The sequence below is a fragment of the Amycolatopsis sp. genome, assembly GCF_025464955.1.
Classification (GTDB): Bacteria; Actinomycetota; Actinomycetes; order Mycobacteriales; family Pseudonocardiaceae; genus Amycolatopsis.
Map to the genome: position 1 here is coordinate 1 of NZ_JAODNM010000045.1, position 26,163 is coordinate 26,163.

33 protein-coding genes are annotated in these 26,163 nt (G+C 68.0%); 20 read left to right on the plus strand and 13 right to left on the minus strand.

Going from position 1 to position 26,163, the window contains the following annotated elements; genetic code table 11:
- Both JWQ81_RS09575 and JWQ81_RS09580 read right to left on the minus strand, forming a co-directional pair.
- Window positions 1–1,150: HNH endonuclease signature motif containing protein (locus JWQ81_RS09575; RefSeq protein ID WP_297539743.1), on the minus strand; the 1,150-nt coding region annotated here is incomplete at its 3' end.
- Window positions 1,151–1,309: 159 nt separating this feature from the next.
- Window positions 1,310–1,960 carry a maleylpyruvate isomerase family mycothiol-dependent enzyme gene (locus tag JWQ81_RS09580; protein ID WP_297539745.1) on the minus strand — a complete coding sequence of 217 codons (651 nt, stop codon included), beginning with the start codon at window positions 1,958–1,960 and terminating at the stop codon, window positions 1,310–1,312.
- 156 nt (window positions 1,961–2,116) lie between these two features.
- Between JWQ81_RS09580 and JWQ81_RS09585 the strand changes: the two genes are divergently transcribed.
- On the plus strand, window positions 2,117–3,355 hold the full coding sequence (locus JWQ81_RS09585; RefSeq protein WP_297539746.1) for a glycoside hydrolase family 71/99-like protein: 1,239 nt from the start codon (window positions 2,117–2,119) through the stop codon (window positions 3,353–3,355).
- Between the two features lie 14 nt (window positions 3,356–3,369).
- Here the strand turns inward: JWQ81_RS09585 and JWQ81_RS09590 are convergent, their stop codons facing one another.
- The 6 genes from JWQ81_RS09590 to JWQ81_RS09615 form a co-directional block, all read right to left on the minus strand.
- Window positions 3,370–4,608, minus strand: coding sequence for a serine hydrolase (locus tag JWQ81_RS09590; RefSeq protein ID WP_297539748.1), 1,239 nt, complete (start codon window positions 4,606–4,608; stop codon window positions 3,370–3,372).
- Between the two features lie 10 nt (window positions 4,609–4,618).
- Window positions 4,619–5,437, minus strand: coding sequence for a siderophore-interacting protein (locus JWQ81_RS09595; protein ID WP_297539750.1), 819 nt, complete (start codon window positions 5,435–5,437; stop codon window positions 4,619–4,621).
- A 54-nt stretch (window positions 5,438–5,491) separates the two neighbouring features.
- The gene (locus JWQ81_RS09600) at window positions 5,492–7,435 is read right to left on the minus strand and encodes an ABC transporter permease (protein ID WP_297539752.1); all 1,944 of its coding nucleotides are present in this window, start codon (window positions 7,433–7,435) and stop codon (window positions 5,492–5,494) included.
- A gap of 3 nt (window positions 7,436–7,438) precedes the next feature.
- Window positions 7,439–8,212, minus strand: coding sequence for an ABC transporter ATP-binding protein (locus JWQ81_RS09605; protein ID WP_297539755.1), 774 nt, complete (start codon window positions 8,210–8,212; stop codon window positions 7,439–7,441).
- A gap of 120 nt (window positions 8,213–8,332) precedes the next feature.
- Window positions 8,333–8,665 carry a hypothetical protein gene (locus JWQ81_RS09610; protein ID WP_297539757.1) on the minus strand — a complete coding sequence of 111 codons (333 nt, stop codon included), beginning with the start codon at window positions 8,663–8,665 and terminating at the stop codon, window positions 8,333–8,335.
- The gene (locus JWQ81_RS09615; protein WP_297539759.1) at window positions 8,662–9,078 is read right to left on the minus strand and encodes an SgcJ/EcaC family oxidoreductase; all 417 of its coding nucleotides are present in this window, start codon (window positions 9,076–9,078) and stop codon (window positions 8,662–8,664) included. Before JWQ81_RS09615 ends, JWQ81_RS09610 begins: the two co-directional genes overlap by 4 nt.
- Window positions 9,079–9,191: 113 nt before the next feature.
- On the opposite strand from JWQ81_RS09615, the gene JWQ81_RS09620 reads away from it, so the two are divergent.
- Window positions 9,192–9,899 (plus strand): TetR/AcrR family transcriptional regulator C-terminal domain-containing protein, encoded by a 708-nt coding sequence (locus tag JWQ81_RS09620; RefSeq protein WP_297539761.1) that lies wholly within the window; start codon window positions 9,192–9,194, stop codon window positions 9,897–9,899.
- Here JWQ81_RS09620 and hemW read toward each other — a convergent pair.
- Window positions 9,896–11,113: a radical SAM family heme chaperone HemW gene (gene hemW / locus JWQ81_RS09625; RefSeq protein ID WP_297539763.1), complete on the minus strand. Its 1,218-nt coding sequence runs from the start codon at window positions 11,111–11,113 to the stop codon at window positions 9,896–9,898. The genes JWQ81_RS09620 and hemW overlap by 4 nt on opposite strands.
- 40 nt (window positions 11,114–11,153) lie before the next feature.
- Window positions 11,154–11,423: a VOC family protein gene (locus JWQ81_RS09630; protein WP_366942278.1), complete on the minus strand. Its 270-nt coding sequence runs from the start codon at window positions 11,421–11,423 to the stop codon at window positions 11,154–11,156.
- On the opposite strand from JWQ81_RS09630, the gene JWQ81_RS09635 reads away from it, so the two are divergent.
- Complete coding sequence (locus JWQ81_RS09635; RefSeq protein WP_297539766.1) at window positions 11,400–11,549, plus strand: hypothetical protein; 150 nt, start codon at window positions 11,400–11,402, stop codon at window positions 11,547–11,549. The genes JWQ81_RS09630 and JWQ81_RS09635 overlap by 24 nt on opposite strands.
- 25 nt (window positions 11,550–11,574) lie before the next feature.
- Window positions 11,575–12,117 carry a TetR/AcrR family transcriptional regulator gene (locus JWQ81_RS09640; protein WP_297539768.1) on the plus strand — a complete coding sequence of 181 codons (543 nt, stop codon included), beginning with the start codon at window positions 11,575–11,577 and terminating at the stop codon, window positions 12,115–12,117.
- An 82-nt stretch (window positions 12,118–12,199) separates the two neighbouring features.
- On the opposite strand, the gene JWQ81_RS09645 is transcribed toward JWQ81_RS09640, so the two are convergent.
- Window positions 12,200–13,168 carry a zinc-binding dehydrogenase gene (locus tag JWQ81_RS09645; RefSeq protein WP_297539770.1) on the minus strand — a complete coding sequence of 323 codons (969 nt, stop codon included), beginning with the start codon at window positions 13,166–13,168 and terminating at the stop codon, window positions 12,200–12,202.
- 56 nt (window positions 13,169–13,224) lie between these two features.
- Here JWQ81_RS09645 and JWQ81_RS09650 point away from each other — a divergent pair, with 56 nt between their 5' ends.
- Entirely contained in the window at window positions 13,225–13,719 is a 495-nt protein-coding gene (locus JWQ81_RS09650) for a TetR/AcrR family transcriptional regulator (protein WP_297539931.1), read from the plus strand.
- A 31-nt stretch (window positions 13,720–13,750) separates the two neighbouring features.
- Here the strand turns inward: JWQ81_RS09650 and JWQ81_RS09655 are convergent, their stop codons facing one another.
- A complete protein-coding gene (locus JWQ81_RS09655) occupies window positions 13,751–14,050 on the minus strand; it encodes a hypothetical protein (RefSeq protein WP_297539933.1) in 300 nt (99 codons plus the stop codon).
- Between the two features lie 226 nt (window positions 14,051–14,276).
- Between JWQ81_RS09655 and JWQ81_RS09660 the strand changes: the two genes are divergently transcribed.
- The 7 genes from JWQ81_RS09660 to JWQ81_RS09690 all read left to right on the plus strand — a co-directional run bounded on the left by JWQ81_RS09660 (window position 14,277) and on the right by JWQ81_RS09690 (window position 18,553).
- Complete coding sequence (locus JWQ81_RS09660) at window positions 14,277–14,930, plus strand: TetR/AcrR family transcriptional regulator (protein ID WP_297539772.1); 654 nt, start codon at window positions 14,277–14,279, stop codon at window positions 14,928–14,930.
- Window positions 14,927–15,904, plus strand: a complete 978-nt coding sequence (locus JWQ81_RS09665; RefSeq protein ID WP_297539774.1) for a hypothetical protein — start codon at window positions 14,927–14,929, stop codon at window positions 15,902–15,904. The genes JWQ81_RS09660 and JWQ81_RS09665 overlap by 4 nt, the downstream gene beginning before the upstream one ends.
- Window positions 15,905–15,959: 55 nt before the next feature.
- Window positions 15,960–16,622, plus strand: a complete 663-nt coding sequence (locus JWQ81_RS09670) for a LysR family transcriptional regulator (RefSeq protein ID WP_297539935.1) — start codon at window positions 15,960–15,962, stop codon at window positions 16,620–16,622.
- On the plus strand, window positions 16,559–16,819 hold the full coding sequence (locus tag JWQ81_RS09675; RefSeq protein ID WP_297539776.1) for an alpha/beta hydrolase: 261 nt from the start codon (window positions 16,559–16,561) through the stop codon (window positions 16,817–16,819). The genes JWQ81_RS09670 and JWQ81_RS09675 overlap by 64 nt, the downstream gene beginning before the upstream one ends.
- On the plus strand, window positions 16,816–16,941 hold the full coding sequence (locus tag JWQ81_RS09680; protein ID WP_297539778.1) for an NAD-dependent epimerase/dehydratase family protein: 126 nt from the start codon (window positions 16,816–16,818) through the stop codon (window positions 16,939–16,941). Before JWQ81_RS09675 ends, JWQ81_RS09680 begins: the two co-directional genes overlap by 4 nt.
- A gap of 5 nt (window positions 16,942–16,946) precedes the next feature.
- A complete protein-coding gene (locus JWQ81_RS09685) occupies window positions 16,947–17,654 on the plus strand; it encodes an NAD-dependent epimerase/dehydratase family protein (protein WP_297539780.1) in 708 nt (235 codons plus the stop codon).
- Between the two features lie 137 nt (window positions 17,655–17,791).
- Window positions 17,792–18,553 (plus strand): pyrimidine reductase family protein, encoded by a 762-nt coding sequence (locus JWQ81_RS09690; RefSeq protein WP_297539937.1) that lies wholly within the window; start codon window positions 17,792–17,794, stop codon window positions 18,551–18,553.
- 43 nt (window positions 18,554–18,596) lie between these two features.
- Here the strand turns inward: JWQ81_RS09690 and JWQ81_RS09695 are convergent, their stop codons facing one another.
- Window positions 18,597–19,430: an alpha/beta hydrolase gene (locus JWQ81_RS09695; protein ID WP_297539782.1), complete on the minus strand. Its 834-nt coding sequence runs from the start codon at window positions 19,428–19,430 to the stop codon at window positions 18,597–18,599.
- A gap of 171 nt (window positions 19,431–19,601) precedes the next feature.
- On the opposite strand from JWQ81_RS09695, the gene JWQ81_RS44850 reads away from it, so the two are divergent.
- The 8 genes from JWQ81_RS44850 to JWQ81_RS09730 all read left to right on the plus strand — a co-directional run bounded on the left by JWQ81_RS44850 (window position 19,602) and on the right by JWQ81_RS09730 (window position 26,119).
- Window positions 19,602–19,688, plus strand: coding sequence for a putative leader peptide (locus tag JWQ81_RS44850; RefSeq protein WP_366942279.1), 87 nt, complete (start codon window positions 19,602–19,604; stop codon window positions 19,686–19,688).
- A gap of 130 nt (window positions 19,689–19,818) precedes the next feature.
- The gene (locus JWQ81_RS09700) at window positions 19,819–21,519 is read left to right on the plus strand and encodes a nitrite/sulfite reductase (protein ID WP_297539784.1); all 1,701 of its coding nucleotides are present in this window, start codon (window positions 19,819–19,821) and stop codon (window positions 21,517–21,519) included.
- The gene (locus JWQ81_RS09705) at window positions 21,516–21,665 is read left to right on the plus strand and encodes an Insertion element protein (RefSeq protein WP_297539786.1); all 150 of its coding nucleotides are present in this window, start codon (window positions 21,516–21,518) and stop codon (window positions 21,663–21,665) included. The genes JWQ81_RS09700 and JWQ81_RS09705 overlap by 4 nt, the downstream gene beginning before the upstream one ends.
- Window positions 21,662–22,357 carry a phosphoadenylyl-sulfate reductase gene (locus JWQ81_RS09710; RefSeq protein ID WP_297539788.1) on the plus strand — a complete coding sequence of 232 codons (696 nt, stop codon included), beginning with the start codon at window positions 21,662–21,664 and terminating at the stop codon, window positions 22,355–22,357. Before JWQ81_RS09705 ends, JWQ81_RS09710 begins: the two co-directional genes overlap by 4 nt.
- An 11-nt stretch (window positions 22,358–22,368) precedes the next feature.
- A complete protein-coding gene (gene cysD, locus JWQ81_RS09715) occupies window positions 22,369–23,289 on the plus strand; it encodes a sulfate adenylyltransferase subunit CysD (protein ID WP_297539790.1) in 921 nt (306 codons plus the stop codon).
- Complete coding sequence (locus JWQ81_RS09720; protein ID WP_297539792.1) at window positions 23,289–24,551, plus strand: GTP-binding protein; 1,263 nt, start codon at window positions 23,289–23,291, stop codon at window positions 24,549–24,551. Before cysD ends, JWQ81_RS09720 begins: the two co-directional genes overlap by 1 nt.
- Complete coding sequence (locus tag JWQ81_RS09725; protein ID WP_297539794.1) at window positions 24,548–25,294, plus strand: sirohydrochlorin chelatase; 747 nt, start codon at window positions 24,548–24,550, stop codon at window positions 25,292–25,294. The genes JWQ81_RS09720 and JWQ81_RS09725 overlap by 4 nt, the downstream gene beginning before the upstream one ends.
- Window positions 25,295–25,351: 57 nt before the next feature.
- Complete coding sequence (locus JWQ81_RS09730) at window positions 25,352–26,119, plus strand: enoyl-CoA hydratase family protein (protein WP_297539796.1); 768 nt, start codon at window positions 25,352–25,354, stop codon at window positions 26,117–26,119.
- The last annotated feature ends 44 nt before the right edge of the window (window positions 26,120–26,163 follow it).

Below are 26,163 nucleotides of genomic sequence, written 5' to 3' on the forward strand. Positions count from 1 at the left end.
ATTCCGAGTAATGCATGAGATTGTGGTGCGCGGCGCAGAGGAACACGAGGTTCGAGATGCGTGTTTCCCCGTGGTGGGCCCACAAAACGATGTGGTGCCCGATGCATCGCTGCGGTGGTGCATCGCACCCGGGAAAGGCGCATCCGCCGTCTCGGATCGCGAGCGCGCAGCGTTGAGCCGGGGTCGCGCTTCGTCGGGAACGTCCCACGTCCAGCGGTTCCCCATGGCCGCCGAGAACAACGGGGATGATCTTTGCTTCGCAGGCGAGCATGCGGGCCTGGGTCGCGGTGATGTCCCCGACCAGATCGAGACATGCCCTGCCGAGGCCGGTAAGCAGTTGGTCGTAGGACAGCGTGACCACGATGTGGGTGGTGTCTCCGGCTTGGTTGGGGAGGTCGGGGTTGCCCATGCCGATGCGGACGAATTCGCTGAAGGCGTCGCCGTAGCGTTCCCACTGTGACCGCTGGTCGCGGCCTTCCTCGTTTGCGGGTTTCGGTTTCGCCATCGGTTCCAACGCCGCTTTCAGCCGCGCGAACGTCTCATCGTCGAGGGTGCCTGTGATACCAAGGCTGCCGTCACGGTGGTTAACGAACGCCAACTCCCGCCGCACCGGCTTCGGGTCTTTCGGTTTCGGCTCCGGCCCGTCCGGATCCAACCGGTCCAGCAGTTGCCGACCGGCTTTGAGGATCTCGCGGACTCCGGCGGAGCGGGCGAGGCCGACGAGGATCTTCTCGGCTTGTTCGCGGTCGTGGTCGGACACGGTGGCGGGGATCTTGCCCAGGATCGAGGTGATGGCGTCAATCTGTGCGTTCCCAATGACTCCCTCCCGCGCAGCATCCGCGGTGGCGGGCGCCAGCGGCGGCGTGGGTGTGCCGGTGAGATCACACCCTGGGTGCAGGGCGTCGGACCGTTTGACGCGGGCGAGGGCGTCGGTGGTGGAGGCGTGGACGGTCTCGCGGATCAGCGCGGGCAGGGTGCCGTAGCCGGTGGTGTCACGGACGCCGCGGCGCTTGATCTCCGCGAGGATCCGGCCTTGTTCGGCTTCTGTGCGGCGTCGGTTTTCCTCGAGGTTGATGTATTCGGTTACCAGCACAGGCCCGTCGACACGCCACCATTCGGTGGGTGTTGCGGAGGCATCGGTGCTGGTCACCTGTCTATGATACCTCGATTAGAACAGGTATTCGAATCTCTTTAGAGTGATATCAGGAGGTCGCCAGACCACGCAGTCGCTTCATTCACGTCACTGTCTGGAACTACGGCGGAGGAATGTGGGTGACGCCCGGGCTCAACGGCCGGTGATGGACGGCCGTCAGAACTGCGGGTTCGCGGGCCAGGGGCCGAGGTCGGGTAGTGCCGCGGCGAAGACGGGTGGCGTTGCGGCGTCGCGACCGGCGAGCCAAGCGGCAAGGTCACGGACGGTGCCCGACACGTCGACGCCGGTCCCCCACCGGCGAGGCAGGTCGGTCGCCACCGCGGCGACACCGGTGGGCAGCCGCGCTTGCAGGAAGTCGACGGCGTGGCAGGAGAAGTCCGCGGTCCAGTCTGCCGGCCGGACACCCAGATCGAGGTCGACCAGGTGGATCCACACCTCGCGCCAGCGAGTGAACACTGCTGAGGTGAAGCCCGGCAATGACCAATCGTCGACGCCGGCCCACACCTCATCGAGGTGACCGGCGTGTTCGGCCACGGCGGCGCGATGCTCGGCCGCGGTCCGGGACGCGGTCGTCTCGATGATGGCGTCCCGCTCACCGGGTATCCACATATCGACGTGCTTGCCGCGCAAAGCATGTTCGACGACGCGGGCACGCGCGCGGGCGGCATCCGTGATGTGGGCGAGCAGGTGGCCGCGCGTCCACCCGGGCAGCAGTGTCGGTTGGGCGACTTGGGCGTCAGTCAGGTCTGTGAGCACGTCATTCAGCTGCTGGTGTGCTGCCGCGACGGCAGCGAGGGGCGGGGTCACGCTGCTTGATCCTAGCGGCGAGACGATGACAAGAACTGACAAATCCTGTCCACAGCGGACATCGGCCAGAAGTCGGCGAACCCTTGCTTAATCCTGTTCGTAATTTATAGGCTGCGACCCCTTCCGTCCGCAATGAAGCGAGAAGGAGCGGTCCCCATGCGTCACATGCCCTTTTCCCGCAGGTCGTTCCTGGCCCTGTCCGCAACGGGCGCCGCACTAGGCGTGTTGTCCTCGAAAATGACGGCGAGCGCGGCCAGCCCGGCCGGCGACGTCGTCGGAAAGATCACCGTCGGTTACCAAGGCTGGTTTGCCTGTATCGGCGACGGCGCGCCTATCAACGCCTGGTGGCATTGGGCCCAGGATGCGAGCAAACCCCCGTCGCCGAGCAACACCGGGATCAAATCCTGGCCCGACACGCGCGAATACGGCAAGGGTTACCAAACCGCGTATTCGAATTTGAACAACGGCCAGCCCGCGACGCTTTTCTCCTCCTACGACCAGCAGACGGTCGACACGCATTTCCGCTGGATGCAGCAGAACGGGTGTGACACAGCAGCCTTGCAGCGGTTCAACCCCACCGGCGGTGAAGGTCCCACCCGCGACGCGATGACCGCCAAGGTCCGGTCGTCTGCGGAGTCCACCGGCCGAAAGTTCTACATCATGTACGACGTCAGCGGCTGGACGAACATGCAGTCGGAGATCAAGACGGACTGGACGTCGAAGATGGCGACGCACACGTCGTCCGGCGCCTACGCGAAGCAGAACGGCAAACCCGTCGTGGGCATCTGGGGCTTCGGTTTCAACGACGGAAACCACCCCTGGGCCCCGGATGTGTGCCTCGACGTCATCAAGTGGTTCCAAAGCCAGGGCTGCTACGTGATGGGCGGGGTGCCGACCTATTGGCGGACCGGAGTGAGCGACTCGCGGGGCGGCTATCTCGACGTCTATCACGCCTTCAACATGCTTTCGCCGTGGATGGTCGGCCGAATCGGAAACGCGGGCGACTCGGACAATTTCTACAATTCCTGCACCGTGCCGGACCAGGCTGACTGCAACTCCCACGGGATCGACTACCAACCGTGCGTACTGCCCGGCGACACTTCCGCCCGGCAACGAGCGCACGGGGATTTCATGTGGCGCCAGTTCTACAACGTGGTCCGCGCCGGAGCGCAGGGGATCTACATTTCCATGTTCGACGAGTACAACGAGGGGAACCAGATCGCGAAAACCGCCGAGAACGGGTCGATGGTTCCGGCCGGCTCCGGTCTGTGGGCTCTCGACGAGGACGGGACGGCGTGCTCTTCGGACTACTACCTGCGACTGACCGCCGACGGCGGCCGGATGCTCAAGCAGCAGCTCGCCCTGACCGCCACCCGTCCCACTTCCCCGACCTGACTGTAGGGCCGCGGTCAGTCGATCAGGGCCTGGTAGACGAGTTGGCGCAGCTGTTGCCGGATCGGGTGAGTGCTCGACGGCAGCAGCTGCGTGAAGAACATGGCCGTGATGTCCTCGTCGGGGTCGACCCAGAAGGCCGTGCTCGCCGCCCCGCCCCAGGCAAATTCCCCAGCGCTGGCAAGGGTTTTCGCCGCGACCGGATTTTGCAGCACGGAGAAGCCGAGGCCGAACCCGTGCCCGTCGAACGGCGACTCGGCGAACAGCGGACGCCCGAAGGCTTCCAGATCGGCGTTGCCAGGCAGGTGGTTGCTCGCCATCGACTGCACCGTGCGAGGAGACAGCAGCCGGACACCGTCCAGTTCGCCACCGCGCAGCAGCATCTGCGTGAAGCGGTGGTAGTCACCGGCGGTGGACACCAGCCCGCCACCACCGGACAGGTACGCCGGGCGGCTGAGGCCGGCGGCGCCGAAAGCTTCGCTCCGGACAGCCTTCCCGGTTCCCGGCGTCGGCACGTACATCGCCGCAACGCGCTGACGGTCTTCGCCCTCGTAGAAGAACGCCGTGTCCGTCATCCCCAGCGGCCCGAAGATCCGCTCGGCGAAGAACTCGTCCAGCGACTGCCCCGAAACGACCTCGACGAGCCGGCCCAGGATGTCCGTCGACACCGAGTAGTTCCACTCGCTGCCAGGCTGGAACACCAGCGGCAGCCGCGCGAACGCCTCGCTCGCGCCGGCCAGGTCAAGCCCCTTCGGTGTCCCCCACTCGAACCCGGCGGCGCGGTAGATCGCGTCGACCGGGTGCGTGTGGTGGAAACCGTAGGTCAGCCCCGAGGTGTGAGTCAGCAGGTGCCACAGCCGGATCGGCTCGGTCGCGGGCTCCGTGACCGGACGAAGCGCAGACCCCTTGACGTAGACCCTCGGCTCGGCGAACTCGGGCAGCCAGGTCGAAATCGGGTCCGCGAGGTCGATCGCGCCGGCTTCGAAGAGCATCATCGCGGCGACCGAGGTGATCGGTTTGGTCATCGAGAAGATCCGCCAGGCGGTGTCCTGCTCGATCGGCAGGCCCGCCTCGACATCCCGATGACCCGCGCTCGCGACGTGCACGATCTTGCCGTGCCGCGTGACGACCGCGAGATAACCGGGGAGCAGCCCTTCGTCGACGTAGCGGGAGAACCGCCGATCGATCCGGGTCAGCCGCTCCGCGTCGAAACCGACCTCGGCCGGGTCGACGTCCACCTTCAACTCGATCGCCATGCCGGCGACCCTACGCGTTTTGCTCCCGTGCCCGCTCGGCCGCTTTTTCCGCGCGCCAGGCCTCGTCGTCCTTGCCCTCACGCCAGTACCCGGAGATCGACAGCAGGTCCTTGCGGACACCTCGCTCGTCGAGCAGGTGACGCCGAAGCTCCTTGACGAACCCGGCTTCCCCGTGGACGAACGCCTGCACGACACCCCCGCCGAACTCGAGCGCCCGCACGGTTCCGACGACGTCGCCGCCGGCGGACCGGTGCAGCCAGGTGATCTGCGCGTCGCCCTTGGTCGCCAGCGCCTGCTCCTCTCGCGCGTCCGAAACCAGGATTACGGCGTGCACGCGCGCGCCGGGTGGGATCGCCTCCAGGCTCGCCGCGATGGCGGGCAGGGCACTCTCGTCCCCGACCAGCAGGTGCCAGTCGGCCTCGGTGCCGGGCGCGTACCCACCACCGGGACCGTTCAGCAGCAACTCGTCGCCGAGTTGCACGGCAGCGGCCCACGGACCGGCCAAGCCCTCGTCACCGTGGTGGACGAAGTCGATCGTCAGCTCACCGGCGACCGGGTCAAAGGCGCGAACGGTGTACGAACGCATCTTCGGCCACGACTCGCTCGGCAGCTCCGCGCGGATGACGCCCATGTCGAACGGCTGCGGGTAGGTCACCCCGGGGATCGGGATGAGCACCTTGACGTAGGCGTCGGTGAACTCGTTGGGCGTGAACGCCGCTATCCCGTCCCCGCCCGCGATGATCCTGATCATGTGCGGCGTGAGCTGCTCTTTGCGCAGCACCTTCAGCCGCGTCACCGGCCTCGCGCTGCGCTTCGGCGTGTCCGCCATGTGCAAGCTCCTCGCTACGGTTGAACCCTGTTAGGCCACTAAGGCTAGCCTAACTCACTCGCGGGCGCCGACGAGTGAGACGGGCACAACCCTTGTCGCCGACAACGACGTCCAGACGCTCGTCGCGCCGACGACCAGGAACGCACCGAATACGACGAAACCGACCAATTGCCCCGGCAGGACCGTTTCCGGTAGTCCGGTGATCCTCCCGGTGACCGAGCGGATGCCTACCAGCGCGCCCGCGGCGGCCACTCCACCGAGGAGCAAGCCGATCCCGGTCACCGCCCAGGATTCCACGAGCGCCATCTTCACCACCTGGAACCGGCTCAGCCCGGTCACGCGCGCCGCGGCGAACTCCGCCTTGCGCTCGGCCGCCGCGATCACCACCGAGTTGACCACCGCGACCAGCGCGTACAACCCGGCGAGTCCCATCAGGACCTGCATGATCCCGGAGTTGGCGCCGTCGTCGTTCGCCGACTGCGCCGCGATGGACTCGGCGACGGAGACCGGCCGGCCCGCGCCGGCCGCCTTGATCCCGGCGGCCACCGCCGCCGGATCGGTGCCTGGCTTCACCTGCACGACGACCTGGGAAGCCGCGCCGGCGAGCACGGAATCTCCGACGAGCTCCCGCGGCAGCAGGAAGTCCGTGCCGCCGTTCAGCGCCTGCGGCAGTACCGCGACCACCTTGAGCCTGTGCGTGCGACCGTCGATGTCGGCGGTGACCGTCGACCCGACCGGCGTCGTGCCGGCGTCCTTGTTTCCCGGGCCCAGCGCGATCGTTTCGCCGTGCAGGTCGGCCATCGAGCCGCTCACCGGACTGCGCAGGTGCGTGCGCGTGTAAGTGTCCGCGTCGATGGCGAGCGCGGTGCCGTCCTTGACCTTCTGCTTCGGCTTGCCGTTCTTCTCGAAGCCGGACGTCACGGTCACCGGCACCGAGACCTGCTGAGCCGCGACCGCGACACCGGGGACGGCGGCCACCCGGATTCCGTTCGCCCCGGTCGTGTTCACGATGAGGTCGCCGGAGACCGACTGGGTCTGCTCGTCCTTGTCCGCCTTCGCGATGGACGCCAGCGTGCCGGACAGCCCGACCACCAACGCGACCAGCACCAACAGCGGCGCCGCGGTCGACGCGCTGCGCCGGACGCCGTCGCGGAGGTTCGCCTGCGCCAATGTACCCAGCGTGCTGCCGCGGAGGACAAGTCCGGCGACCCGGCCGACGAGCGGCACGATCAACGGGCTGAGCTGCGTCAACGCGACCGCGCCGGTGATCGCGACGAAGATCGACATCGGCACGGCACCGTCCGGCGGCGCGAACCTCGAGGTGATCATCAGCGTGATCGAACCGGCCAGGAACAGGCATCCGAGGAGCCAGCGGGGCGCGGTCATCACCCGGGTGGCCGCGCCGACGTTGCCCAGCGCCTCCAGCGGTCGTACCTTCGACGCCCGCCGCGAAGCCGCGAGCACACCGATCAGCGCGACGCCGACCCCGATACCGGCCGAGACGGCGAGAATCCAGTCCTGCCACCGCGGGGTGAAACCGCCGGGCACGAACCCAAGGTCGGTCAGGAGCCACGTCTGGAAGCGCATGGCGAGCAGTCCCAACGGCACTCCCAACACAGTCCCGATCACACCGAGGAGCAGGGCTTCGGACAACAGGAGCCGCCGAACCTGCCGACGGTCACCGCCGACCAGGCGCAGCAGCGCGAGGTCTTTGCGCCGCTGCGCGACGGTGAAGGCGAAAGTGGAGCTGACGATGAAGACCGCCAGGAACGCCGAGAGCCCCAAAGTCATGGCCTGCAAAGCGATCCCAGCCGTGTAGATGTCGCGAAGGTCGCCTGCGGCCTGCGGGCCAAGCCCGGCCGGGATGTCAGGGGAGGCCGCCGAGACGAGGATGAGCAGCGACGACTGGACCAGTGCGACCCCCATCGCCACGGTCAGGATCGCGCCGATGAACAGCTGCCAGCGGTCGCGGAAAGTGGTCAGTGACAACGAAAACACGGCTCAGGCCTCCAGCTGCGCGAGGCGCTCGGCAACGTCGCGGACGGTCGGGGAGATGAGCTGGTCGACGATCCGGCCGTCGGAGAGGAACACGACCGCGTCGGCCCTCGCGGCCGCAGCCGGGTCGTGCGTGACCATGACGATGCTCTGCCCGGCGGAGTCGACCATGTCCCGCAGGAGCGAAAGCACGGTGCGGGCCGAGGTCGAATCCAGCGCGCCGGTGGGCTCGTCGGCGAACAGCACCCCAGGACGCGTCACCATCGCCCGCGCGATCGCGACCCGCTGCTGCTGCCCGCCCGAGAGCTCGCGCGGCCGGTGCCGTACTCGGTCGGCGAGCCCGACCGCGCGCAGCACCTCGTGGACGTCCGATTTGGACACCCGGCGGCCGGCGAGCTTCAGCGGCAGCGTGACGTTCTGCTCCGCCGTCAGCGAGCCGATGAGGTTGAAGTTCTGGAACACGAACCCGACCTCGCTGCGACGCAACGCCGTCAGCTCGCGGTCCGAGGCGTCGGTGATCTCCTTGCCTGCCAAGAAGACCTGCCCGGACGTGACCTGCTCCAGCCCGGCCGCGCAGTGCAGCAGCGTGGACTTGCCCGACCCCGACGGCCCCATCACCGCCGTCCAGGAACCCGACGGGAAGCCGAAGCTGACGTCGTCGAGCGCGCGGACCCTGGCGTGCTTGCCCCCGTATTCCCTGCTGACCCCGCGCAACTCGACCGCCGTTGTCGCGGCTCCCGCCTCGATGGGCGACGGGGTTGTTCCCATGGCTGTCGTCATGGCTTCCATCCCACCCGGAACAGGCGGAAAACTCACCAGTGCGCACCCCCGGCGCGGGGTAGGGCTGTCCCTACCGTCCGACTCGTGAGCGTTCCGGCCGGTTAGAAGCGGCCGGAACGCTCACGAGTCCTGTCCCTCCCCGAGCGCACTGACGAGGTCGGCGAAGCTCGCCGCGACCTTGCCGCGGAAGCCGATGAACAGGCGGTTCGCCAAGGGGACCGCCCAGCGACCGCGCGATGCGACGTTGAAGACCCGGTGTGTCAGACGACTTCCACCGGGGACGTCCGTGGCGGTGTACTCGCCGCGGTACCACCAGCCGCCCTGCAGGAACACCATCCGGCTATCGCGGTCGAACGTCCAGCCATGCCCGCCGAGATGGCCTGCGACCCGCTCCAGCACGACGTCCGTCGGTGCGGCGACGATCGCGGAGACCTCGACCATCGGCTCGTTCATGACGCCGCGCGCGGGTCCGACACGCGGGTGTTCTGGAAGGAAGCGATCTGCCAGCCTTCGCCGTTGTTCACCAGGACGTACGTCTGAGTCGACTCGCGCCCGGCAGTGACCACGCTCCCGCCGTCGAGCGACGAGCCACCGCCCCCGGCGACGACGACCGCGACGTCCGGCCGCAGGAAGCGAACCTTGGGCTGGACATCGCTTCCGATCAGCTTCGACCCTTTGAGCAGGCCCTCGAAGAGCGCGCGATGGGACGCTTCGATGGCTGCCCGGCCAGGCATGTTCATGCCGAAGAACGTGACGTAGTCAGCGTCCTCGGTGAAGAGGTTCGCATAAGCCGTCGCGTCTCCGTCGTTCCAAGCTTGGGCCATCTTCCCCAGCGGCACCAAGACTTCGGCTGCCTGATCAACCATGTCCAACCCTCCAGTTTCGAACGTCGTTCGTTCGACGAACACAGTTCTACTATCGAACGTCGTTCGCGTCAAGTACGGTGTTCGCTAGGCTCTGGCGAAACGGAGGTGATCACGTGGAGGCACCGAAGCCCCCTTGGCATCGCGAACCACGGCGACGGGCGACTAAACCCCAGCTCTCGCAGGAGTTGATCGTCGAGACCGCGTTGAAGATCCTGGCCGCCGAAGGCCTGGAAGCGGTCAACATGCGCCGTGTCGCGCAGGACCTCGAGACCGGTGCCGCGTCCCTGTACGCCCACGTGGCGAACAAGAACGAACTGGGCGAGCTGATGTACGACCAGATCCTCGGCGAGGCGCCGGTCCCCGAAGCTGATCCCGCACGGTGGGCCGAGCAGCTCGCCGAGCTCCTGCGTGCCGAGGTACGGGCGATGGTCGCATACCCGGGGATTGCGCGGGTGGCGTGGCAGACGATGATACCGGTCGGCCCCAACGCCCTGCTCCACGCCGAAGGGCTGCTGGCGATCCTGCGTGCGGGCGGACTTTCCCTGCGGCAAGCGGCTTTCGCCGGCGACGCGCTTGCCCTCTACGTCAAGGCCAACGCCTACGAGGCGAGCATGTGGACCTTCGGCGAGGTCGACGAAACCGAAGTCGCCCAACGTTCCCGGCAAATGCATGCGTACATGAGCTCGCTACCGGAGACGAGTTTCCCGAACATGCTCCAGCTCCTCGGCTTGTTCAACGCCGAGAACGCGCAAGAGCGCTTCGACCTCGCGCTCGAGATGTTCATCGCCGGGCTGACCCACCTTGCAGCCAAGAATGTCTAGGGCACCAAACGCCGGACGACGCCGTCGGCGAGGAGCCGGCCGCGGTCGGTGAGCACCGCCCGTTGCTGGATGTCCACAAGGGACTCCACCAGAAGGCCTTCCTTGGCCACCAGCCGCGCTTCAGCCACTCCTTCGGCGGTCAACGCGTCGAGCGGCAGCCCTTCGGAGAGCCGGAGTTCGAGCATGACTCGTTCGAGGTGCTGATCGGCTTCGGTGAGCACCTCTCGCCCACCCGCCGGCGACGCGCCCTGAGCGAGCAGCGACGCGTACTTCGCCGGGTGCTTGACATTCCACCAGCGGACGCCGCCGACGTGGCTGTGCGCGCCGGGGCCGGCCCCCCACCAATCGCCACCGCGCCAGTAGCCGACGTTGTGGCGGCACCGGGCAGCCTCCGAAGACGCCCAGTTCGACACCTCGTACCAGGTGAGCCCGGCCGACGCGAGCACCTCGTCGATCAGTTCGTAGTCCGCGGCGAGGACGTCGTCGTCGGGAGCGGGCAACTCCCCGCGCCGCACCTTCCGCGCCAGGGCAGTGCCTTCCTCGACGATCAGCGCGTACGCCGAAACGTGGTCGACCCCCGCCGCGAGCACAGCGTCGAGCGACGCGCGCAGATCCTCGACGCGCTCCCCCGGCGTGCCGTAGATGACGTCGAGGTTGATGTGCTCGAAACCGGCAGCGCGCGCCTCACCGGCGGCGGCGACCGGGCGACCCGGCGTATGCACGCGGTCGAGGATCTTCAGCACATGCTGGGCGGCGGACTGCATGCCCAGCGAAACCCGGGTGAACCCCGCGTCGCGGATGCCGGCGAAGAACTCCGGCGACGTCGATTCGGGATTGGACTCGGTGGTGACTTCGGCATCCGGCGCCAGGCCGAAGGCACCGCGCACGGCGTCGAGCACTGACCGCAGGCCGTCCGCGCCGAGCAGCGACGGGGTGCCGCCGCCGATGAACACGGTGTCGGCGGCAGGCGCGGTGCCGAGCACGCCGGCGGCCAGGTCGAGCTCACGGCGAAGGCCCTCCAACCACGACGTCGGCGAGGAATCCGAACCGAGTTCCCCGGCCGTGTAGGTGTTGAAATCGCAGTAACCACACCGCGTCGCGCAGAAGGGCACATGGACGTAGACGCCGAACGGCCTGGTCCCGAGCCCTTCGAGGGCGGTCTCGGGCAGGGCGGAATCCACCGGGTCGGTCACTTCGAGCGGGAGCGCGGGCACACCCCAGTCTCCCCCAGCGAGCGGCCGGACCCGCGACCGGTCAAGCCAACCCCTTCGCGGCCAGCCACTCCGGCGTCGGCTGAATGGGCTCGATCACATCGAGCAGGATGCCATTCGGGTCGAGCGCGAAGAAGTGCCGCTGCCCGTAGTCCTCGTCACGCACCGACCGCACGATCTCGACTCCCTCGGCGCGGAGCCGTTTTTCCTCGGCCGCGGCGTCTTCGACGATGTACCCGAACATCACGCCCGACGCGTCCTGAGCCCGGTAGCCCGCAGGTGTCGACTTGTGGCCACGGCGGATGAAGCTGATTTCGAGGAGAACCCCAGGTCAGAGCCGCCGTCACGAGCCAGGCTCACCGAACTGGTGACCGAGATCACCGACGCCGAGGTCATCGAGCAGCTCGTCGACCGGATTCTGCCGAATCCGGGCAAGTAGAACGTTCGTTCTCTATACTGGCGGGGTGACCGCCGTACTCAGCCCCCGCGATCGTCTGCTGGACACCGCAACGCGGCTCTTCTACGCCGAGGGCATCCACATGTCGCCGGTGGACAAGCTGATCACCGAAGCCGGCGTCACGCGCTCCACGTTCTACCGCCACTTCCCCACCAAGGAAGACCTCGTCGTCGCGTACGTCCGGGCGAAGTCCGCCGAGGTTCGTGGCGGATTCGAAGCCTCCAACCGGAGCCTGCGGGCCGTGCTCGAATTCATCGGCGACTTCACCTGCAGCCCGGGCTTCCGCGGTTGCCCGTTCCTCAACGCCGCCGCGGAGTACCCCGACCCGGCTCACCCGGTGCACGTCGCGGTCACCGACCACCGTCGCTGGTTCCGCGCCGCCCTTACCGAACTCGCGACCGAACTCGGACACCCGGACCCGGACTACGCCGCTTCGATACTCGTGATGTTCAACGATGGCGCTCTCGTCGGCGGCGAACTCGACGACGCCGTCGCTGTCAGTGCGACCCTCCTGCGCGGCGGGCTCGCCCTCGTGCGGACCGCCGGCTGAAGGTCCGAGTCAGGCGTTCGGCGTTGCCGTGTTCGATCTCGCGCTTCCCCCCTGTGCCCGAGCTCGCAACCGGGAGGGAGCCTTACGGCAGGAGCAGGAGTTTGCCGGTGAACCGACGTGCCTCGATGTCGACGTGCGCCGCCGCAGCTTCGGCCAGCGGGTAGGTCCGGCCGATGATCGGGGTCACCCTGCCCGCGGCGGCTTCGTTCAGCACGCGTGCCACCCGGCGGGCGTTGTCCGGCCAAAACTCGACCAGCTGCGCCATGTCCACCACCGTCAACCGCTGCCGGTCTGCGTCGTCGAGCTCCGTGGGTGCGCCGCTGGCCATGCCATACCCGGAGAACCGGCCGCCGTCCGCAAGCAGAGCCACGGCGGCAGCGCCGACCATGCCGCCGAGCCCGTCGAACACGACGTCGAGCCCGTGCCCATCAGTCGTCGCCCGCACTTGCTCAGGCCAATCCGCCGTCGAGTAGTCGACCACGACGTCGGTCAGTTCCCTCGCGAGGGCAAGCTTTTCCTCGCCACGAACCGCGGCGATGACCCGCGCCCCTGCCGCGCTGGCCAACTGCACCGCGAGACTTCCCAGGCCACCCAACGCCGGCGCAATCAGGACTCGATCCCCTGGCCGGACAGGAGTCTTCTCCAACAGCGCGAGTGCGGTGGCACCGTCGTCGAGCAGAGCCACCGCACTGTCCAGGCCGAGCTCGTCGGGTACCAGGAAAGCGAAGTCGACGTTGGCGACCACAGTATCCGCATATCCGCCGCCATAATCCGCGGCCGACCGGGTGACCACACGCGCACCGAGCCACGTGCTGTCCACTTCCGCACCGATCGCAACCACTGTCCCCGAGACCGCACCTCCCGGCACATACGGCGGCTCGACCGCGAACACGTCCGGCCCGCGCCCCGATCGGATCAGGGTGTCAAGCCATCCCACCCCGATCGCGGCCACGTCGACAACGACCTCACCCCGGCCCGGTTCCGGCGCGGGCAGGTCGACGAGCTCCAGAACATCGGGGCCCCCGAATCGGTTGGCCATCATCGCAAGCATGATCGAAGGCTAAGAGCTCAACCAAGGTCGAGGTCAAGAACCTCACCGCGCTGGAGCTGTTTTTCGAGCGGGGCTTCGATCAGGTCAGCGTCCGCGAAATCGCCGAAGCCGCTGACGTGTCGACGACCACGCTGTTCAAACACTTCCCCAGCAAGGAAGCGCTGATCTTCGACGAGGAAATCGACCACGAAGCCGAACTCAAGGCGTGCGTGGAAAACAGGCCCACCGGGCAGGCGATCCCCGACGCCCTGCGCGACTATCTACTTCGGATTCTGCGACGCGTGAAGAACGACCCGCGCCAGGCCGCGTTTCACGGTCTGATCGAGTCCAGCGACGCTCTGCGCGACTACAACGATCGCATGTGGACACGACACGAGACCGCGCTCGCGGCCACCATCGCCGCCCAGTCAGGACGCCCCGACGGAGACCTCGCCTGCGCCGCACTCGCCCACTTCGCTCTGCAAACCCGCCAACTCGCCCGAGTCCATGCCGACCCGACCAGCGCCGTCAACGCGGCATTCGACCTCCTCGAAAACGGCTGGCGCCCTTAAAGACGATCGGCAATGAGCTTTGCGGCGACGGTCATCTCCCCGGGAGTGGGGTGGTACGAGGCACGCCCGGGCGCGGTGACGTACTTCTCGACCCACGGCGCCGACCTTGCTGGTATTCCTCAGACAGGTGGCTCAGGTCGAGAAGGCCGTCACTGATAGCGGTGTGGAGTCCTTCATGGGAACCGGCCGCGTTCCTCTCTGCGCGCGGGAGCATCTCAGCCTCGTACCTGACCAACGCGGTGAGCAGATCCGGCGCGGTGATGACGGCTTCGGCGAGGTCGGCGCCGTCGAGCAAGGCGGTGTTGGCACCAAGCCCGGAGAACGGGGACATCACGTGCGCGGCATCGCCGAGGATGGTGACGCCCGCGCGGGTGTTCCACCGGTGCGGTTGGAGGTGTCCGTCGTCCACCCGGGCCACGGGCGCAGCTTCGACCAGTCGCGGCTTCGCGCGCTAGCCGATTCTTACCTGCGCTCGACGCTCCCCGTCGCCGACCGCTGAGGGAGTTGATCATATGGTTACATAATCAATATAGCCACCTATGTTAGACTGAGTCGCAATGACCCGCTCATACGACTCCACGCGCCGTAAACAGACCGCCGAGGTCACTAAGGCAGCTATCCTGACCAGCGCGCGAACACTGTTCCTCAGCCACGGCTACAACAACGTGACCGTGAACGACATCGCGCAGACAGCCCAGGTGGCCGCCCCGACGGTGTATTCCAGCGTGGGCGGAAAAACGGCGATTCTGGCGCAGCTCATCCAGTCCGCCGTGCAGGACCCGGCCGTCGAGGAGACGCTCTCCGCGATCGCGGAGAGCGACGATCCCCAGCTGATCGTGGACGCGACCGCGCAAGGCACTCGGCTCGCGCACGAGCGGCATTGGGAGCTGCTGTACGGGTTGTTGCGCAATGCTCCGGCCGAACCCGCCGCCCAGGAAGTGATCGCGAGCAGCATCGTCGCCTACAACGAGGCCCTGACCAGGATCGTCGACCGCCTCGACGACCTGAACGGGCTTGCGCCGGGGATCAACGTCGGCGACGCGGTGGACCTGCTGTGGTTCCACCTGGGCCAGCAGGCGTGGTTCACCCTCGTCGGAGACCGGGGCTGGAGTTTCGATCGCGCGCAAGCGTGGCTCGGAGACGCAGCCCGGCACTCCCTCCTCCGGGCGCCGAACACCCCAGCCGGCACGACGAAACGAGGACTGTCATGAACAAAGTCGAGTGGTCCGACGAAGTCCAGAACATCATGGTGGGCGACCTGACCGCCGCGATCTCCTATCTGACCCCGGCCGGAGGCGCCGTGGTCACGACCGTTTCGCCGCTCGGCATCGTCGACCGTGCCGCGGGGACGGTCGGTTTCACCACGTCGCTGGGCTTCGGCAAGAAGCTGGAGCACATTCTGCGCAACCCGCGGATGGCGATCTGCTACCACGCCCGCGACCACGGCTTCAGCACCAGCAGCTCGCTGGTTCTGGTGCAGGGCCACGCGTCGGTGAAGCTCACCCCATCCCCCGAACGGCTGGACGCGCTGGAAGTCCAGATGGCCCGATACCTGGGCGAGGCACCGAGCGGGCGGGTGTGGGACTGGATCCTGCGCGAGTACCACCAGGAACGGGTCGTCGTCGACATCCAGGTCGACCGGGTGACGACCTGGCCGGATCTGTCGGCCGCCGGTGCGAGGTCGACCGGCGAACCGGCTTGGCCGACCGCCCCGGATTCTCAGCCGGCGCCCGCCAAGGGCACCGGCCCCCGGGTGGACATCGCCAAGATCGGCAAGCGGCTGCGCAAACCGCCTCACCGCCTCCTCGCGTTCCAAGGCGCCGACGGCTACCCGGTTGTCGTACCCGTCGGGATTACCGGACAGGGACCGGAGGGAGTTCAGCTCGAAGCGCCCGAGGGACTGCTGCCAGAAGGCGCTCGCCGTGCTGGTTTGGTGACGCACCAGTACAACGCGAAGTGTGTCGGCCTGACGGTGTGTATGTGCACGGGCTGGCTCGAGGTGTCCGGGAACGGCGCCCGCTATGCGCCGCACACCTTCCGCGTGCTTTCCGCTCCGCCGATGAAGAACCTGATGATGCTGGCGAACGGCCTGGCCGCGAAACACGGACTTCGACAGGCTCGACGGAACGGCACTGTGGAGTCGTTGGCAAAACTCGCTGCCGGGACACGCGAGACGACAGCCTGACGAGCGGGCACATCCGGCGCGGCTGCAGCATGATGGCGGCATGACGCTTCGGCAGATGGAGTACTTCGTGGCGGTGGCCGGCAGCGGGTCGTTCTCCTGGGCCGCCGAGCAGCTGAACGTCTCGCAGCCGGGCTTGTCGCAGCAACTGCGGCAGCTCGAACGGGAGGTCGGCGCCCGTCTCATCGACCGCCTGCCGCGCTCGGTGGTACTCACCGAGGCCGGTCGGGTATACCTCCCCGAGGCGCGCGCCGCGCTGCTCGCGGCGTCCCGGGCGCGGCGCGCGGTGCAGGCCTCGGTGTCGGGGCTGGCGGGTGACCTGGAGATCGCGACGATCACTTCGATCGCGGCCGGTGTCCTGCCCACCGCGCTGCGACAGTGGCGCACTGTTCGGCTACAGCCTCGGCGGCTACCTCGTCGCCAGGGCTGCGGCGTTCGAGCACCGGGTGGCCGCGGTGATCCTCGACGACGGCATCTTCGACCTCCACGCCCCCGTTCGAGCGGGCGCTGCCAGGGTTCCTCAAGTCGTGGATCGACAACGGCCGGGACCGCCGCGCGAATCGGGCGCTGTCCCTGGTCGCGCGGCTCAACGCCGAGGCAGGCTGGGGTCTGCGAAACGGCGTCTGGGCGCTGGGAGCGCACTCGTTCGCCGATCTGGTGCGGAAAACGCAGGCGTACACCCTCGCCGGGATCGGCGGCCGGGTCACCGCGCCGACGTTGATCCTGGACGGCGAAAACGACCAGTTCCTCAAAGGACAGCCACAACTGGCCGAGAAGGCACTCACCCGAGCCCGCACCACGTTGGTCACCCTCACCGAAGCCGAAGGCGCCGGCGAACACACGCACGCGGGCGCACCGGCCCGGGCGCACCAAGCCCTGTTCGACTGGCTCGATACCACACTGGGAGAACTGCGATGAAGATTCTCGTTACCGGCGCTACGGGCTACATCGGTGGCGCGGCGGCAAAAGTCATGCTCGCCAAGGGCCACGAAGTACTCGGCCTGGCTCGATCGGAAAGCTCGGCGGCCAAGTTGCGCTGAAGGCGTTGGGCAACAAGGGAAAGACGCTGATCCTCACGAGCGGCACGGCCGTCTTCGGAGTTTTCAACGGCGGTGACGCGACAGACGTCGTCTATCGCGAAGACACCGAACTGCCCTTGGCGGAATCGGTGTTCGCACCCGCTTCGGCGCAGGTGCATCCCCTAGTGGTCGAGGGCCTTGGCGGATCGATGGCAGCGCGTGTCGAAACGGAAAAGCTCGTGCTGGCGGCGCCGGGGGTCCGCGGGATCGTCGTGCGACCTGGGCTGGTTTACGGCTACGGCGGCAGTTACGACCTCCCCGCGCTCGTGAAGCTGGCCCGGGACAACGCTCGTGGTGCTCATTGGGGAGCGGGAGCGACGGTTCAGGGCTACGTCCACCTGGACGATCTTGCGGAGCTTTTCTGCCTGGCGGTGGAAAACGCGCCGCCGGGCACGGTCGTGCACGGTGTGTCCGGAGAGGTGAGCCAGCGTGAGCTGGCAGCCGCGGCCGGCCGGATGATCGGCGCCGGTGACCGGACCGACAGCTTCACCATGGACCGGATGTTCGGACCCGACGACGCGCGGGTCGCCACGGGCATCAGCTTGTGTCTCAACAAACGGCTCTCATCCGAGCGGACTCGCAAACTGCTCGGCTGGTCACCCACTCGCCACGACATCCTCGAAGACCTCGAGTTCGGCTCCTACGCTTCCGACCCGACCGTGCACACCGAGTAGCGCGCCGGACAATCCGGTACTCTGCGTGTGCATGGTTAGCTCAGGGTGGACAACATAGGAGGTTCTATGACCACCCCCGACCTCGTCTCTCGAGGCCGATACCTCACCAGCGGCCGCGCGGTCCGGTGGTTGTCGTGATGCACCACATCTGGCCCGGCGAACACGCCCGCGTCGTCGACGAACCCGAGCTGGAACGGCTGTACAGCTATCCCGCGGAGCCGACATGGCTGGCCGTCAACTTCGTGTCCAGCGCGGATGGTGCCGTCGCGATCCGCGGGCGGTCGGCAGGCCTGTCCAATCCCGCCGACCGCGTCGTGTTCCAGCTCGGCAGCGACCTCGCGGACGTCGTGCTCCGCGGCGCCGGAACCGTCAAGAAGTTCCACGGCGTCCATCCCGACGAGCAGACCGCGGAGCGCCGCCGGCGCCACGGGCTCGCCCCGGTCCCGCCGACCGCGGTGGTCACGACCGGCCTCTCGCTGCCGCCGACGGCGCCGGTGATCACGGAGGCTGTGACACCGACGATCGTCATCACATGCGGCGCGGCACCGCAGGACCTCCGCAAGGCGTGGGAGGCCGCGGGGGCGAGGGTCTTCGTCGCCGGGGACCAGGCGGTGGATCTCGCCGCCGCGGTGGCCATGCTGACCGAAGACGGCTTGGGACGGATCGACTGTGAAGGCGGGCCGAGGTTGTTCGCCTCGCTGCTGAGCGCGGGCCTGGTCGACGAGCTCCGGCTCACCCTCTCACCGCTCCTGGTCTCCGGAGACGCCAGCCGGATCACCGCCGGACTGCCGGTCGACCCGGCGGAACTCGAGCTCGCCTCGGTGCTGGCCGACGGAAGCACCCTCCTACTGCGCTACCTGACTACGCAACTACAGCAAGTCGACGGCGAGTTGCGGTAGTTGCAGGGCGCAACGATCGCAACTCGACGGCGAGTTGCGGTGGTTACTTGACGCTGCGAGCGGCGTCGCTGATCAGGTCGGTGACGACGTCGGGCCGGGAGACCGCCACGGCGTGCGAAGCCTTGACCTCGATGGTGTGCGAGTGCGCCCGCGCTGACATGAACCGCTCAGCGGCTGCGGGGATGGCCTGGTCCTGGGTGGCGACCAGTGCCCACGACGGGATCGTGTGCCACGCGGGCGCGCCCTGGATCGTCTCGCTCAGCGCCCTTGTGTCAGCCGGCCGCTGGGTCGCGGCCATCTCGGCGGCCTTGTCCGCCGGAACGTCGGCGGCGAAGACCGCGTGGAAGTCCGCCTGGTTGAGGTAGAGGTCGGCGCCGCCCGAGTAGGGCACCACGGTCGTGGTGTCCGGGCCCAGCTTGCTGCCCGGGAACTGAGCGGACAGCGCGCCGGCCGATTCACCGGTCTCCGGCTGGAACGCGGCGATGTAGACCAGCGCCTTCACCTGCGGGTCGGTCGTCGCGGCCTCGGAGATGACCGCGCCGCCGTACGAGTGGCCTACCAGGACGACCGGCCCCTGAACCGTCTTCAGGAAGCTCTCGAGGTACGCGGCGTCCGACGCCAGGCCACGCAGCGGGTTGGCCGGAGCGACCACGGTGTAGCCGCGACCCTGAAGCCGCTCGACGACACCCTCCCAGCTCGACGAATCCGCGAACGCGCCATGCACCAGGACCACGGTCGGCTTCTTGCCGTGCTGCGTGGCAGCCGGGTCGGCCGAAGCGGTCGAGCCGGACAGCGCGAGCAGGCCGACAAGCCCGATGACGGCGGTGGAGACGCCGAACGCGCGCTTGAAGCTTCCGAAAACCCGAGTGCTCTTCATGAAAACCCCTTGAGTGATGGACTTGAGCGAAGGCGAGAGACAGAACGTTCGTTCTGCTCTGAACCGTAGCCTGCCTCCCCCGGAACGTCAACAGCGGGCTTCAGAGGTGACCCTCCTCCCACCATCCGGACTTCGTTGGATCACATCGTGGGCACGTGGCACTCTTGCCGGGTGACTCATGCCGGTGTTCGCCTCGTGGCCCGTCGCCACGTCGACCTCGTCCGTGTCGCCAGCGCCCTCTGCCGGGCTTCCCGCTGAACTTCCTGCCACCACCGCTTTCCACGAAGACGGACCAGCAGGCATCGGCCGCGCCGAACAGCCCCCACCACGGTCTCGACCAGGGCGTTCACGCGCGACCGGCGCCTTCGACAGCCCCGGAGGACACCCCATGGCCTCGCCACCGCGCGAAACCCCCACCGCGCCCCGCCCCGCTCGCGTCAAGCAGAAGCGCGGCGAAGGTCAGTGGGCCCTGGGCTACCGCGAGCCGCTCAACCCCAACGAGCGCGCGAAGAAGGACAACCACCCGCTCAATGTCCGCGAGCGCATCGAGAACATCTATGCCCACCGCGGCTTCGACTCGATCGACCCCGGTGACCTGCGTGGCCGCTTCCGCTGGTTCGGGCTCTACACCCAGCGCAAGCCCGGCATCGACGGCGGCCGCACCGGCGCATTGGAGCCCGAAGAGCTCGACGACCGCTACTTCATGCTCCGCGTCCGCCTCGACGGCGGCGCGCTCACGACCGAGCAGCTCAGCGTCCTCGGCGAGATCTCGCAGACCCACGCGCGCGACACCGCGGACATCACCGACCGGCAGAACATCCAGTACCACTGGATCCAGGTCGAGGACATGCCCACGATCTGGGAAAAGCTGGAGAACGCCGGGATGACCACGATGGAGGCCTGCGGCGACAGCCCCCGGGTCATCCTCGGCTCCCCCGTCGCCGGTATCGCCGCGGACGAGATCATCGACGGCACACCGGCCATCGCCGAGATCAAGCGCCGCTTCATCGGCAAGCCCGAGTACGCGAACCTGCCCCGCAAGTTCAAGACGGCGATCTCCGGGCAGGCCGACGTCACCCACGAGATCCACGACATCGCCTTCGTCGGGGTGAACCACCCCGAGCACGGTCCGGGCTTCGACCTCTGGGTCGGCGGCGGGCTGTCCACCAACCCGATGATCGGGCAGCGGCTCGGCGCCTGGGTCCCGCGCGACGAGGTGCCGGACGTCTGGGAAGGCGTCATCAGCGTCTTCCGCGACTACGGCTACCGGCGGCTGCGCGCCCGGGCTCGGATCAAGTTCCTGGTCAAGGACTGGGGTGCCGAAAAATTCAGGCAGGTCCTCGAAACCGAGTACCTCAAGCGCACACTGATCGACGGCCCCGCGCCGGAGGTTCCGTCGAAGCCGCTCGACCACATCGGCGTGCACCCGCAGACCGACGGGAAGTTCTACGTCGGCGCCGCGCCGATCGCGGGCCGGGTGTCCGGCTCGACGCTGATCGCGGTCGCGAAGGCCGCCGAGCGTGCCGGGTCGACCCGGGTGCGCTTCACCCCGCACCAGAAGCTCGTCGTGCTGGACGTGCCGGAGGCCGAAATCCCGGCCATCACCACTGAGCTGGCCGACCTGGGCCTGCAGACGGACCCGTCGCCTTGGCGTCGCGGAATCATGGCGTGCACCGGGCTCGAGTTCTGCAAGCTGGCGATCGTGGAGACCAAAGCCAGGGCGAACGCGCTGGTCAACGAGCTCGAAAAGTCGTTGGCGGACATCCAGTCCGAGATCGACACCCCGGTCAGCGTGCACCTCAACGGCTGCCCGAACTCCTGCGCCCGCATCCAGACCGCCGACATCGGGCTCAAGGGCCAGATCGTCACCGACGCCGACGGCAACCAGGTCGAAGGCTTTCAGGTCCATCTCGGTGGCGGCCTCGGTCTCGACACCGGGTTCGGCCGGAAACTGCGTGGTCACAAGGTCACCAGCGCAGATCTCACCGGGTATGTCGAGAAGCTCGTCCGCGCGTTCGTCGCCGGTCGTGAGCCGGGCGAGCGTTTCGCCCAGTGGGTCGCGAGGGCGGATGAGAGTGACCTGCAGTGACGGAACGCGCGACGCCGTTTTATTGCCCCTACTGCGGTGATGAAGATCTAAGGCCGGAAGAAGACGGCGGCTGGCTGTGTTCTGGTTGTCGGAGGGTCTTCTCAGTGAAGTTCCTCGGTCTGTCACCAGTGGAGGTAAAGAAATGACCACTACGGCCGACTACAAGACGCTCGCGACGCGGGCCATGCAGGAGCTCGCGGACGCCACCGCCGAAGAGGCCCTGCGCTGGACCGTGGAGACGTTCGGCGATGACTTCATCGTGGCGTCGAACATGCAGGACGCGGTGCTGATCGACCTGGCGACCAAGGTCAAGCCGAACGTCGACATCCTGTTCCTCGAGACCGGTTACCACTTCGCCGAGACGATCGGCACGCGCGACGCCGTCGAGACGGTGTATCCCGACGTGCGCATCGTCAACGCCCAGGCCGCGCAGAGTGTCGCCGAGCAGGACGCCGAGTACGGGCCGAAGCTCCACGACCGGGATCCGTCGCTGTGCTGCAACCTGCGCAAGGTCGTGCCGCTCCAGGCGACGCTGGGCAAGTACTCCGCGTGGGTCACCGGCGTTCGCCGGGTGGACGCGCCGACCAGGGCGAACACCCCGATCGTCACCTGGGACGACCGTAACGGCCTGGTGAAGATCAACCCGATCGCGCCGTGGACCGACGACGAGTTCAACGGCTACATCCACGAGCACGGCATCCTGGAGAACCCGCTGGTGCAGGCGGGATACCCGTCCATCGGCTGCGCGCCCTGCACGGCGAAGGTCGAGCTCGGCGCCGACCCGCGCAGTGGCCGCTGGGTCGGCCAGTCCAAGACCGAGTGCGGACTGCACGGCTGAGAAAGGGAACGATGACCACGCTCGAACCAGCCACCGACGCGGCACAGGACAACCTGGCCGCGCTCGAATCCGAAGCCATCCACATCTTCCGGGAGGTCGCCGGTGAGTTCGACCGCCCGGTGATCCTGTTCTCCGGCGGCAAGGATTCGACGCTGCTGCTGCACTTGGCGATCAAGGCGTTCTGGCCGGCTCCCGTGCCGTTCCCGCTGCTGCACGTCGACACCGGCCACAACTTCGACGAGGTGCTCGAGTTCCGCGACCGCGTCGTCGAGAAGTACGGGCTGCGCCTGGTCGTAGCGAAGGTGCAGGACTGGATCGACGACGGGCGGCTCGAAGAGCGCTCGGACGGTATTCGCAACCCGCTGCAGACCACGCCCCTGCTGGAGACGATCGCCGCGAACAAGTACGACGCGGTGTTCGGCGGCGGCCGGCGGGACGAGGAACGTGCCCGTGCGAAGGAGCGCATCTTCAGCCTGCGCAACGCTTTCGGCCAATGGGAGCCGAAGCGCCAGCGCCCCGAGCTGTGGAACCTCTACAACGGAAGGCACCGCGCCGGCGAGCAGGTCCGGGTGTTCCCGCTGTCCAACTGGACCGAGGCGGACGTCTGGAACTACATCGCTCGGGAAGACGTCGACCTGCCGTCGATCTACTACGCGCACCAGCGTGAGGTCTGGAAGCGCGACGGCATGTGGCTCGCCGAAGGCCCGTGGGGCGGCCCGCGGCCGGGGGAGGAGATCAAGGAGCTGACCGTCCGCTACCGCACGGTCGGCGATGGTTCGTGCACCGGCGCCGTCGAGTCCACGGCGTCCACAGTGGACGAAGTCATCGCCGAGGTGTCGGCGAGCAGGCTGACCGAGCGCGGTGCCACGCGGGCCGACGACAGGCTGTCCGAGGCCGCCATGGAAGACCGCAAACGAGAGGGTTACTTCTGATGAGCAGTCTGCTCAGGCTGGCGACGGCCGGCAGTGTCGACGACGGCAAGTCGACGCTCGTCGGCAGGCTGCTCTACGACACGAAGTCCGTGCTCGCCGACCAGCTCGACGCGGTCACCCGCGCGAGCGTCGACCGCGGACTGTCCACACCGGACCTCTCACTGCTTGTCGACGGCCTGCGCTCCGAGCGCGAGCAGGGCATCACCATCGACGTCGCGTACCGGTACTTCGCCACCCCGCGGCGCAGTTTCGTGCTCGCCGACACCCCGGGACACGTCCAGTACACGCGGAACACGGTCACCGGCGCGTCGACCGCGCAGCTCGCTGTGCTCCTGGTGGACGCGCGCAAGGGCGTCATCGAGCAGACCCGGCGGCACGCCGCCGTGCTCGCCCTGCTCGGCGTGCCGAACCTGGTGCTGGCGGTGAACAAGATCGACCTCGTCGGCTACGACGAAGAGACCTTCAGCGTGATCGCCAAGGAGTTCGCCGGGCACGCGGCATCGCTGGGCTACCCGCAGGGATCCGTGCTCTCCGTTCCGGTTTCTGCTCTGCAGGGCGACAATGTCGCGACGCCGTCGTCGCAGACGCCGTGGTACACCGGCCCTACCTTGCTGGAGCACCTGGAAACAGTGCCTGTCGCGGCGGACCCGCATGACGCGGCGTTCCGGTTCCCCGTGCAGTACGTGATCCGCCCACGCACGCCCGAGTACCCCGACTACCGCGGGTACGCCGGTCAGATCGCGGCCGGCACGATCCGGCCCGGCGACGAGGTCGTCGTCCTGCCGCGTGGCCTCCGGACGAAGGTCGAGCGCATCGACACCGCGGACGGGCCGCTGGCCGAGGCGGGCGCCGGCAGCTCGGTGACGATCCTGCTGACCGACGACCTGGACATCTCGCGCGGTGACCTGATCGCCGCGGCGGACCGGCAGCCGACGGTGACCGACGAGATCACCGCGACCGTGTGCTGGCTGTCCGGCAAACCGCTGCTGCCCGGTGCGCGAGTGCTCCTCAAGCACGGTTCGCGGACCGTGCAGGCGTTGGTGCAGGAGCTCACCGCGCGCTTCGACGAGCAGACACTGTCCAGTGTGGACGATCCAGCTTCGCTGGAGCTGAACGACATCGGCCGCGTCGTGCTGCGGACGTCCGAGGCGATCCCCGTCGACGACTACGGCACCAGCCCCCGCACGGGCGCGTTCCTGGTCATCGATCCCCAGGACGGCGACACGCTCGCTGCCGGCATGGTCGGTTCGCGGTTCGCGTGAACGCCGTTTCCGTGCCGCTGGTCGCCGTCGCGCACGGCAGCCGCGACCCCAGGTCCGCGGCCACCGTGCGCGCGCTGGTGGCACGGATCTCGGCCGAGGCACCCGGACTCGACGTGCGTGTGTCCTTCTTGGACTTGTCCGAACCGCGGGTGACCGACGTCCTGCGCGGCCTGCACGCCGAAGGCCACCGCGAAGCCATTGTGGTGCCACTGCTTCTGGGCAGCGCGTACCACGCCCGCGTCGACCTGCCCTCGCTCGTCGACGGGGTCACGGCGGAGTGCCCGGGATTGAACGTGTCGATCTCCGACGTGCTGGGTACCGGACTTGAAACCGTTGCGCTGGAACGGATCGCCGAGTCAGGTGCCGACCTGCACGATCCCCGGCTGGGCATCGTGCTGGCCGCGGTCGGTTCGTCGAACGCCGGCGCCATCGCGGCCGTGGCGTCGCTGGCTTCTCGCTGGCAGACGCGGCTCGGCATCCCCGTGACACCGGCCTTCGCCAGTGCGTCGAAGCCGGACGTGTCCAGTGCCATCGCGAAACTCCGCGCGCACGGCGCCCGGCGCTTCGCCGTCGCGTCGTGGTTCCTGGCCCCAGGCCTGCTCCCCGACCGCATCGCCGCCTTGGCCCACGCTGCCGCCCCGGACGCGCTCCTCGCGGCCCCACTGGCCGACCATCCCGGCGTCGTCGACGTCGTCCTGCGCCGCTACGACACCACTCTGACCTCCCGAGCCGCCACAGCTTGACCGCGCGGCCCAGGACTCGTGAGCGCCTGAGGGCGGGCCATGTGCGAAAGTGTGGCCATGGCTGACGAATTGGTGCACTACGCGGTGGCTGGCGGCACGGCCACGATCACGCTGGACTCCCCGCACAACCGCAATGCGCTGTCGGCGCAGCTGCGGCGCGAGTTGAGCGCGGCGCTGACGAACGCCCGCGAAGACGACGCCGTGCGGGTGATTGTGCTCACTCACACCGGGCCGGTCTTCTGCGCGGGCATGGACCTCAAAGAGGCCCGCGGAGCCGGGGCGGGTGATCAGGGGGTCAACGAGTTCCCGCAGATCCTCGACCAGCTGTGGACCAGCCCCAAGCCGGTCGTGGCCCGGCTCGCCGGACCGGCCCGCGCGGGCGGGGTCGGCATGGTCGCGGCCTGTGACATCGCCGTCGCCGCGCAGGAGGCGACGTTCGCCTTCACCGAGGTCCGGATCGGGGTGGTGCCCGCGATCATCTCCCTGACCGTGCTCCCCCGGCTCACCCCGCGCGCCGCGCACGAACTGTTCCTGACCGGCGAAACTTTCGGCGCCGAGCGCGCCGCCGCCATCGGGCTGATCAACTCCGCGGTCACCGCCGAGGAGTTGGACGGGACGGTCGAGCGGTACGTCAAGTCGCTCGCGCTGGGCGGCCCGAAGGCACTCGCCGCGACGAAAGCGCTGCTCAGCAGCCCTCGACCGGCCACACCAAGTGACGGCTTCGAAGCGATGAACGCCCTGTCCGTCGGCTTCTTCGCCAGCGAGGAAGGCCAGGAGGGCATCACCGCGTTCGCCCAAAAGCGCAAGCCCAACTGGGTCCCCTGACCCCCGCTCGTGAGCGTTCCGGCCGGTTCTAACCAGGTTCTAAC

Bases quoted from the DNA above. Each gene is read 5' to 3' on its own strand.
- JWQ81_RS09585 (WP_297539746.1), top strand. From the start codon at position 2,117: ATGCGTCACATGCCCTTTTCCCGCAGGTCGTTCCTGGCCCTGTCCGCA.
- JWQ81_RS09590 (WP_297539748.1), bottom strand. From the start codon at position 4,608: ATGGCGATCGAGTTGAAGGTGGACGTCGACCCGGCCGAGGTCGGTTTC.
- JWQ81_RS09595 (WP_297539750.1), bottom strand. From the start codon at position 5,437: ATGGCGGACACGCCGAAGCGCAGCGCGAGGCCGGTGACGCGGCTGAAG.
- JWQ81_RS09605 (WP_297539755.1), bottom strand. From the start codon at position 8,212: ATGACGACAGCCATGGGAACAACCCCGTCGCCCATCGAGGCGGGAGCC.
- JWQ81_RS09610 (WP_297539757.1), bottom strand. From the start codon at position 8,665: ATGAACGAGCCGATGGTCGAGGTCTCCGCGATCGTCGCCGCACCGACG.
- JWQ81_RS09615 (WP_297539759.1), bottom strand. From the start codon at position 9,078: ATGGTTGATCAGGCAGCCGAAGTCTTGGTGCCGCTGGGGAAGATGGCC.
- JWQ81_RS09645 (WP_297539770.1), bottom strand. From the start codon at position 13,168: ATGCTTGCGATGATGGCCAACCGATTCGGGGGCCCCGATGTTCTGGAG.
- JWQ81_RS09655 (WP_297539933.1), bottom strand. From the start codon at position 14,050: ATGTCCCCGTTCTCCGGGCTTGGTGCCAACACCGCCTTGCTCGACGGC.
- JWQ81_RS09660 (WP_297539772.1), top strand. From the start codon at position 14,277: ATGACCCGCTCATACGACTCCACGCGCCGTAAACAGACCGCCGAGGTC.
- JWQ81_RS09665 (WP_297539774.1), top strand. From the start codon at position 14,927: ATGAACAAAGTCGAGTGGTCCGACGAAGTCCAGAACATCATGGTGGGC.
- JWQ81_RS09670 (WP_297539935.1), top strand. From the start codon at position 15,960: ATGGAGTACTTCGTGGCGGTGGCCGGCAGCGGGTCGTTCTCCTGGGCC.
- JWQ81_RS09680 (WP_297539778.1), top strand. From the start codon at position 16,816: ATGAAGATTCTCGTTACCGGCGCTACGGGCTACATCGGTGGCGCGGCG.
- JWQ81_RS09690 (WP_297539937.1), top strand. From the start codon at position 17,792: ATGCACCACATCTGGCCCGGCGAACACGCCCGCGTCGTCGACGAACCC.
- JWQ81_RS09695 (WP_297539782.1), bottom strand. From the start codon at position 19,430: ATGAAGAGCACTCGGGTTTTCGGAAGCTTCAAGCGCGCGTTCGGCGTC.
- JWQ81_RS09700 (WP_297539784.1), top strand. From the start codon at position 19,819: ATGGCCTCGCCACCGCGCGAAACCCCCACCGCGCCCCGCCCCGCTCGC.
- JWQ81_RS09710 (WP_297539788.1), top strand. From the start codon at position 21,662: ATGACCACTACGGCCGACTACAAGACGCTCGCGACGCGGGCCATGCAG.
- cysD (WP_297539790.1), top strand. From the start codon at position 22,369: ATGACCACGCTCGAACCAGCCACCGACGCGGCACAGGACAACCTGGCC.
- JWQ81_RS09720 (WP_297539792.1), top strand. From the start codon at position 23,289: ATGAGCAGTCTGCTCAGGCTGGCGACGGCCGGCAGTGTCGACGACGGC.
- JWQ81_RS09730 (WP_297539796.1), top strand. From the start codon at position 25,352: ATGGCTGACGAATTGGTGCACTACGCGGTGGCTGGCGGCACGGCCACG.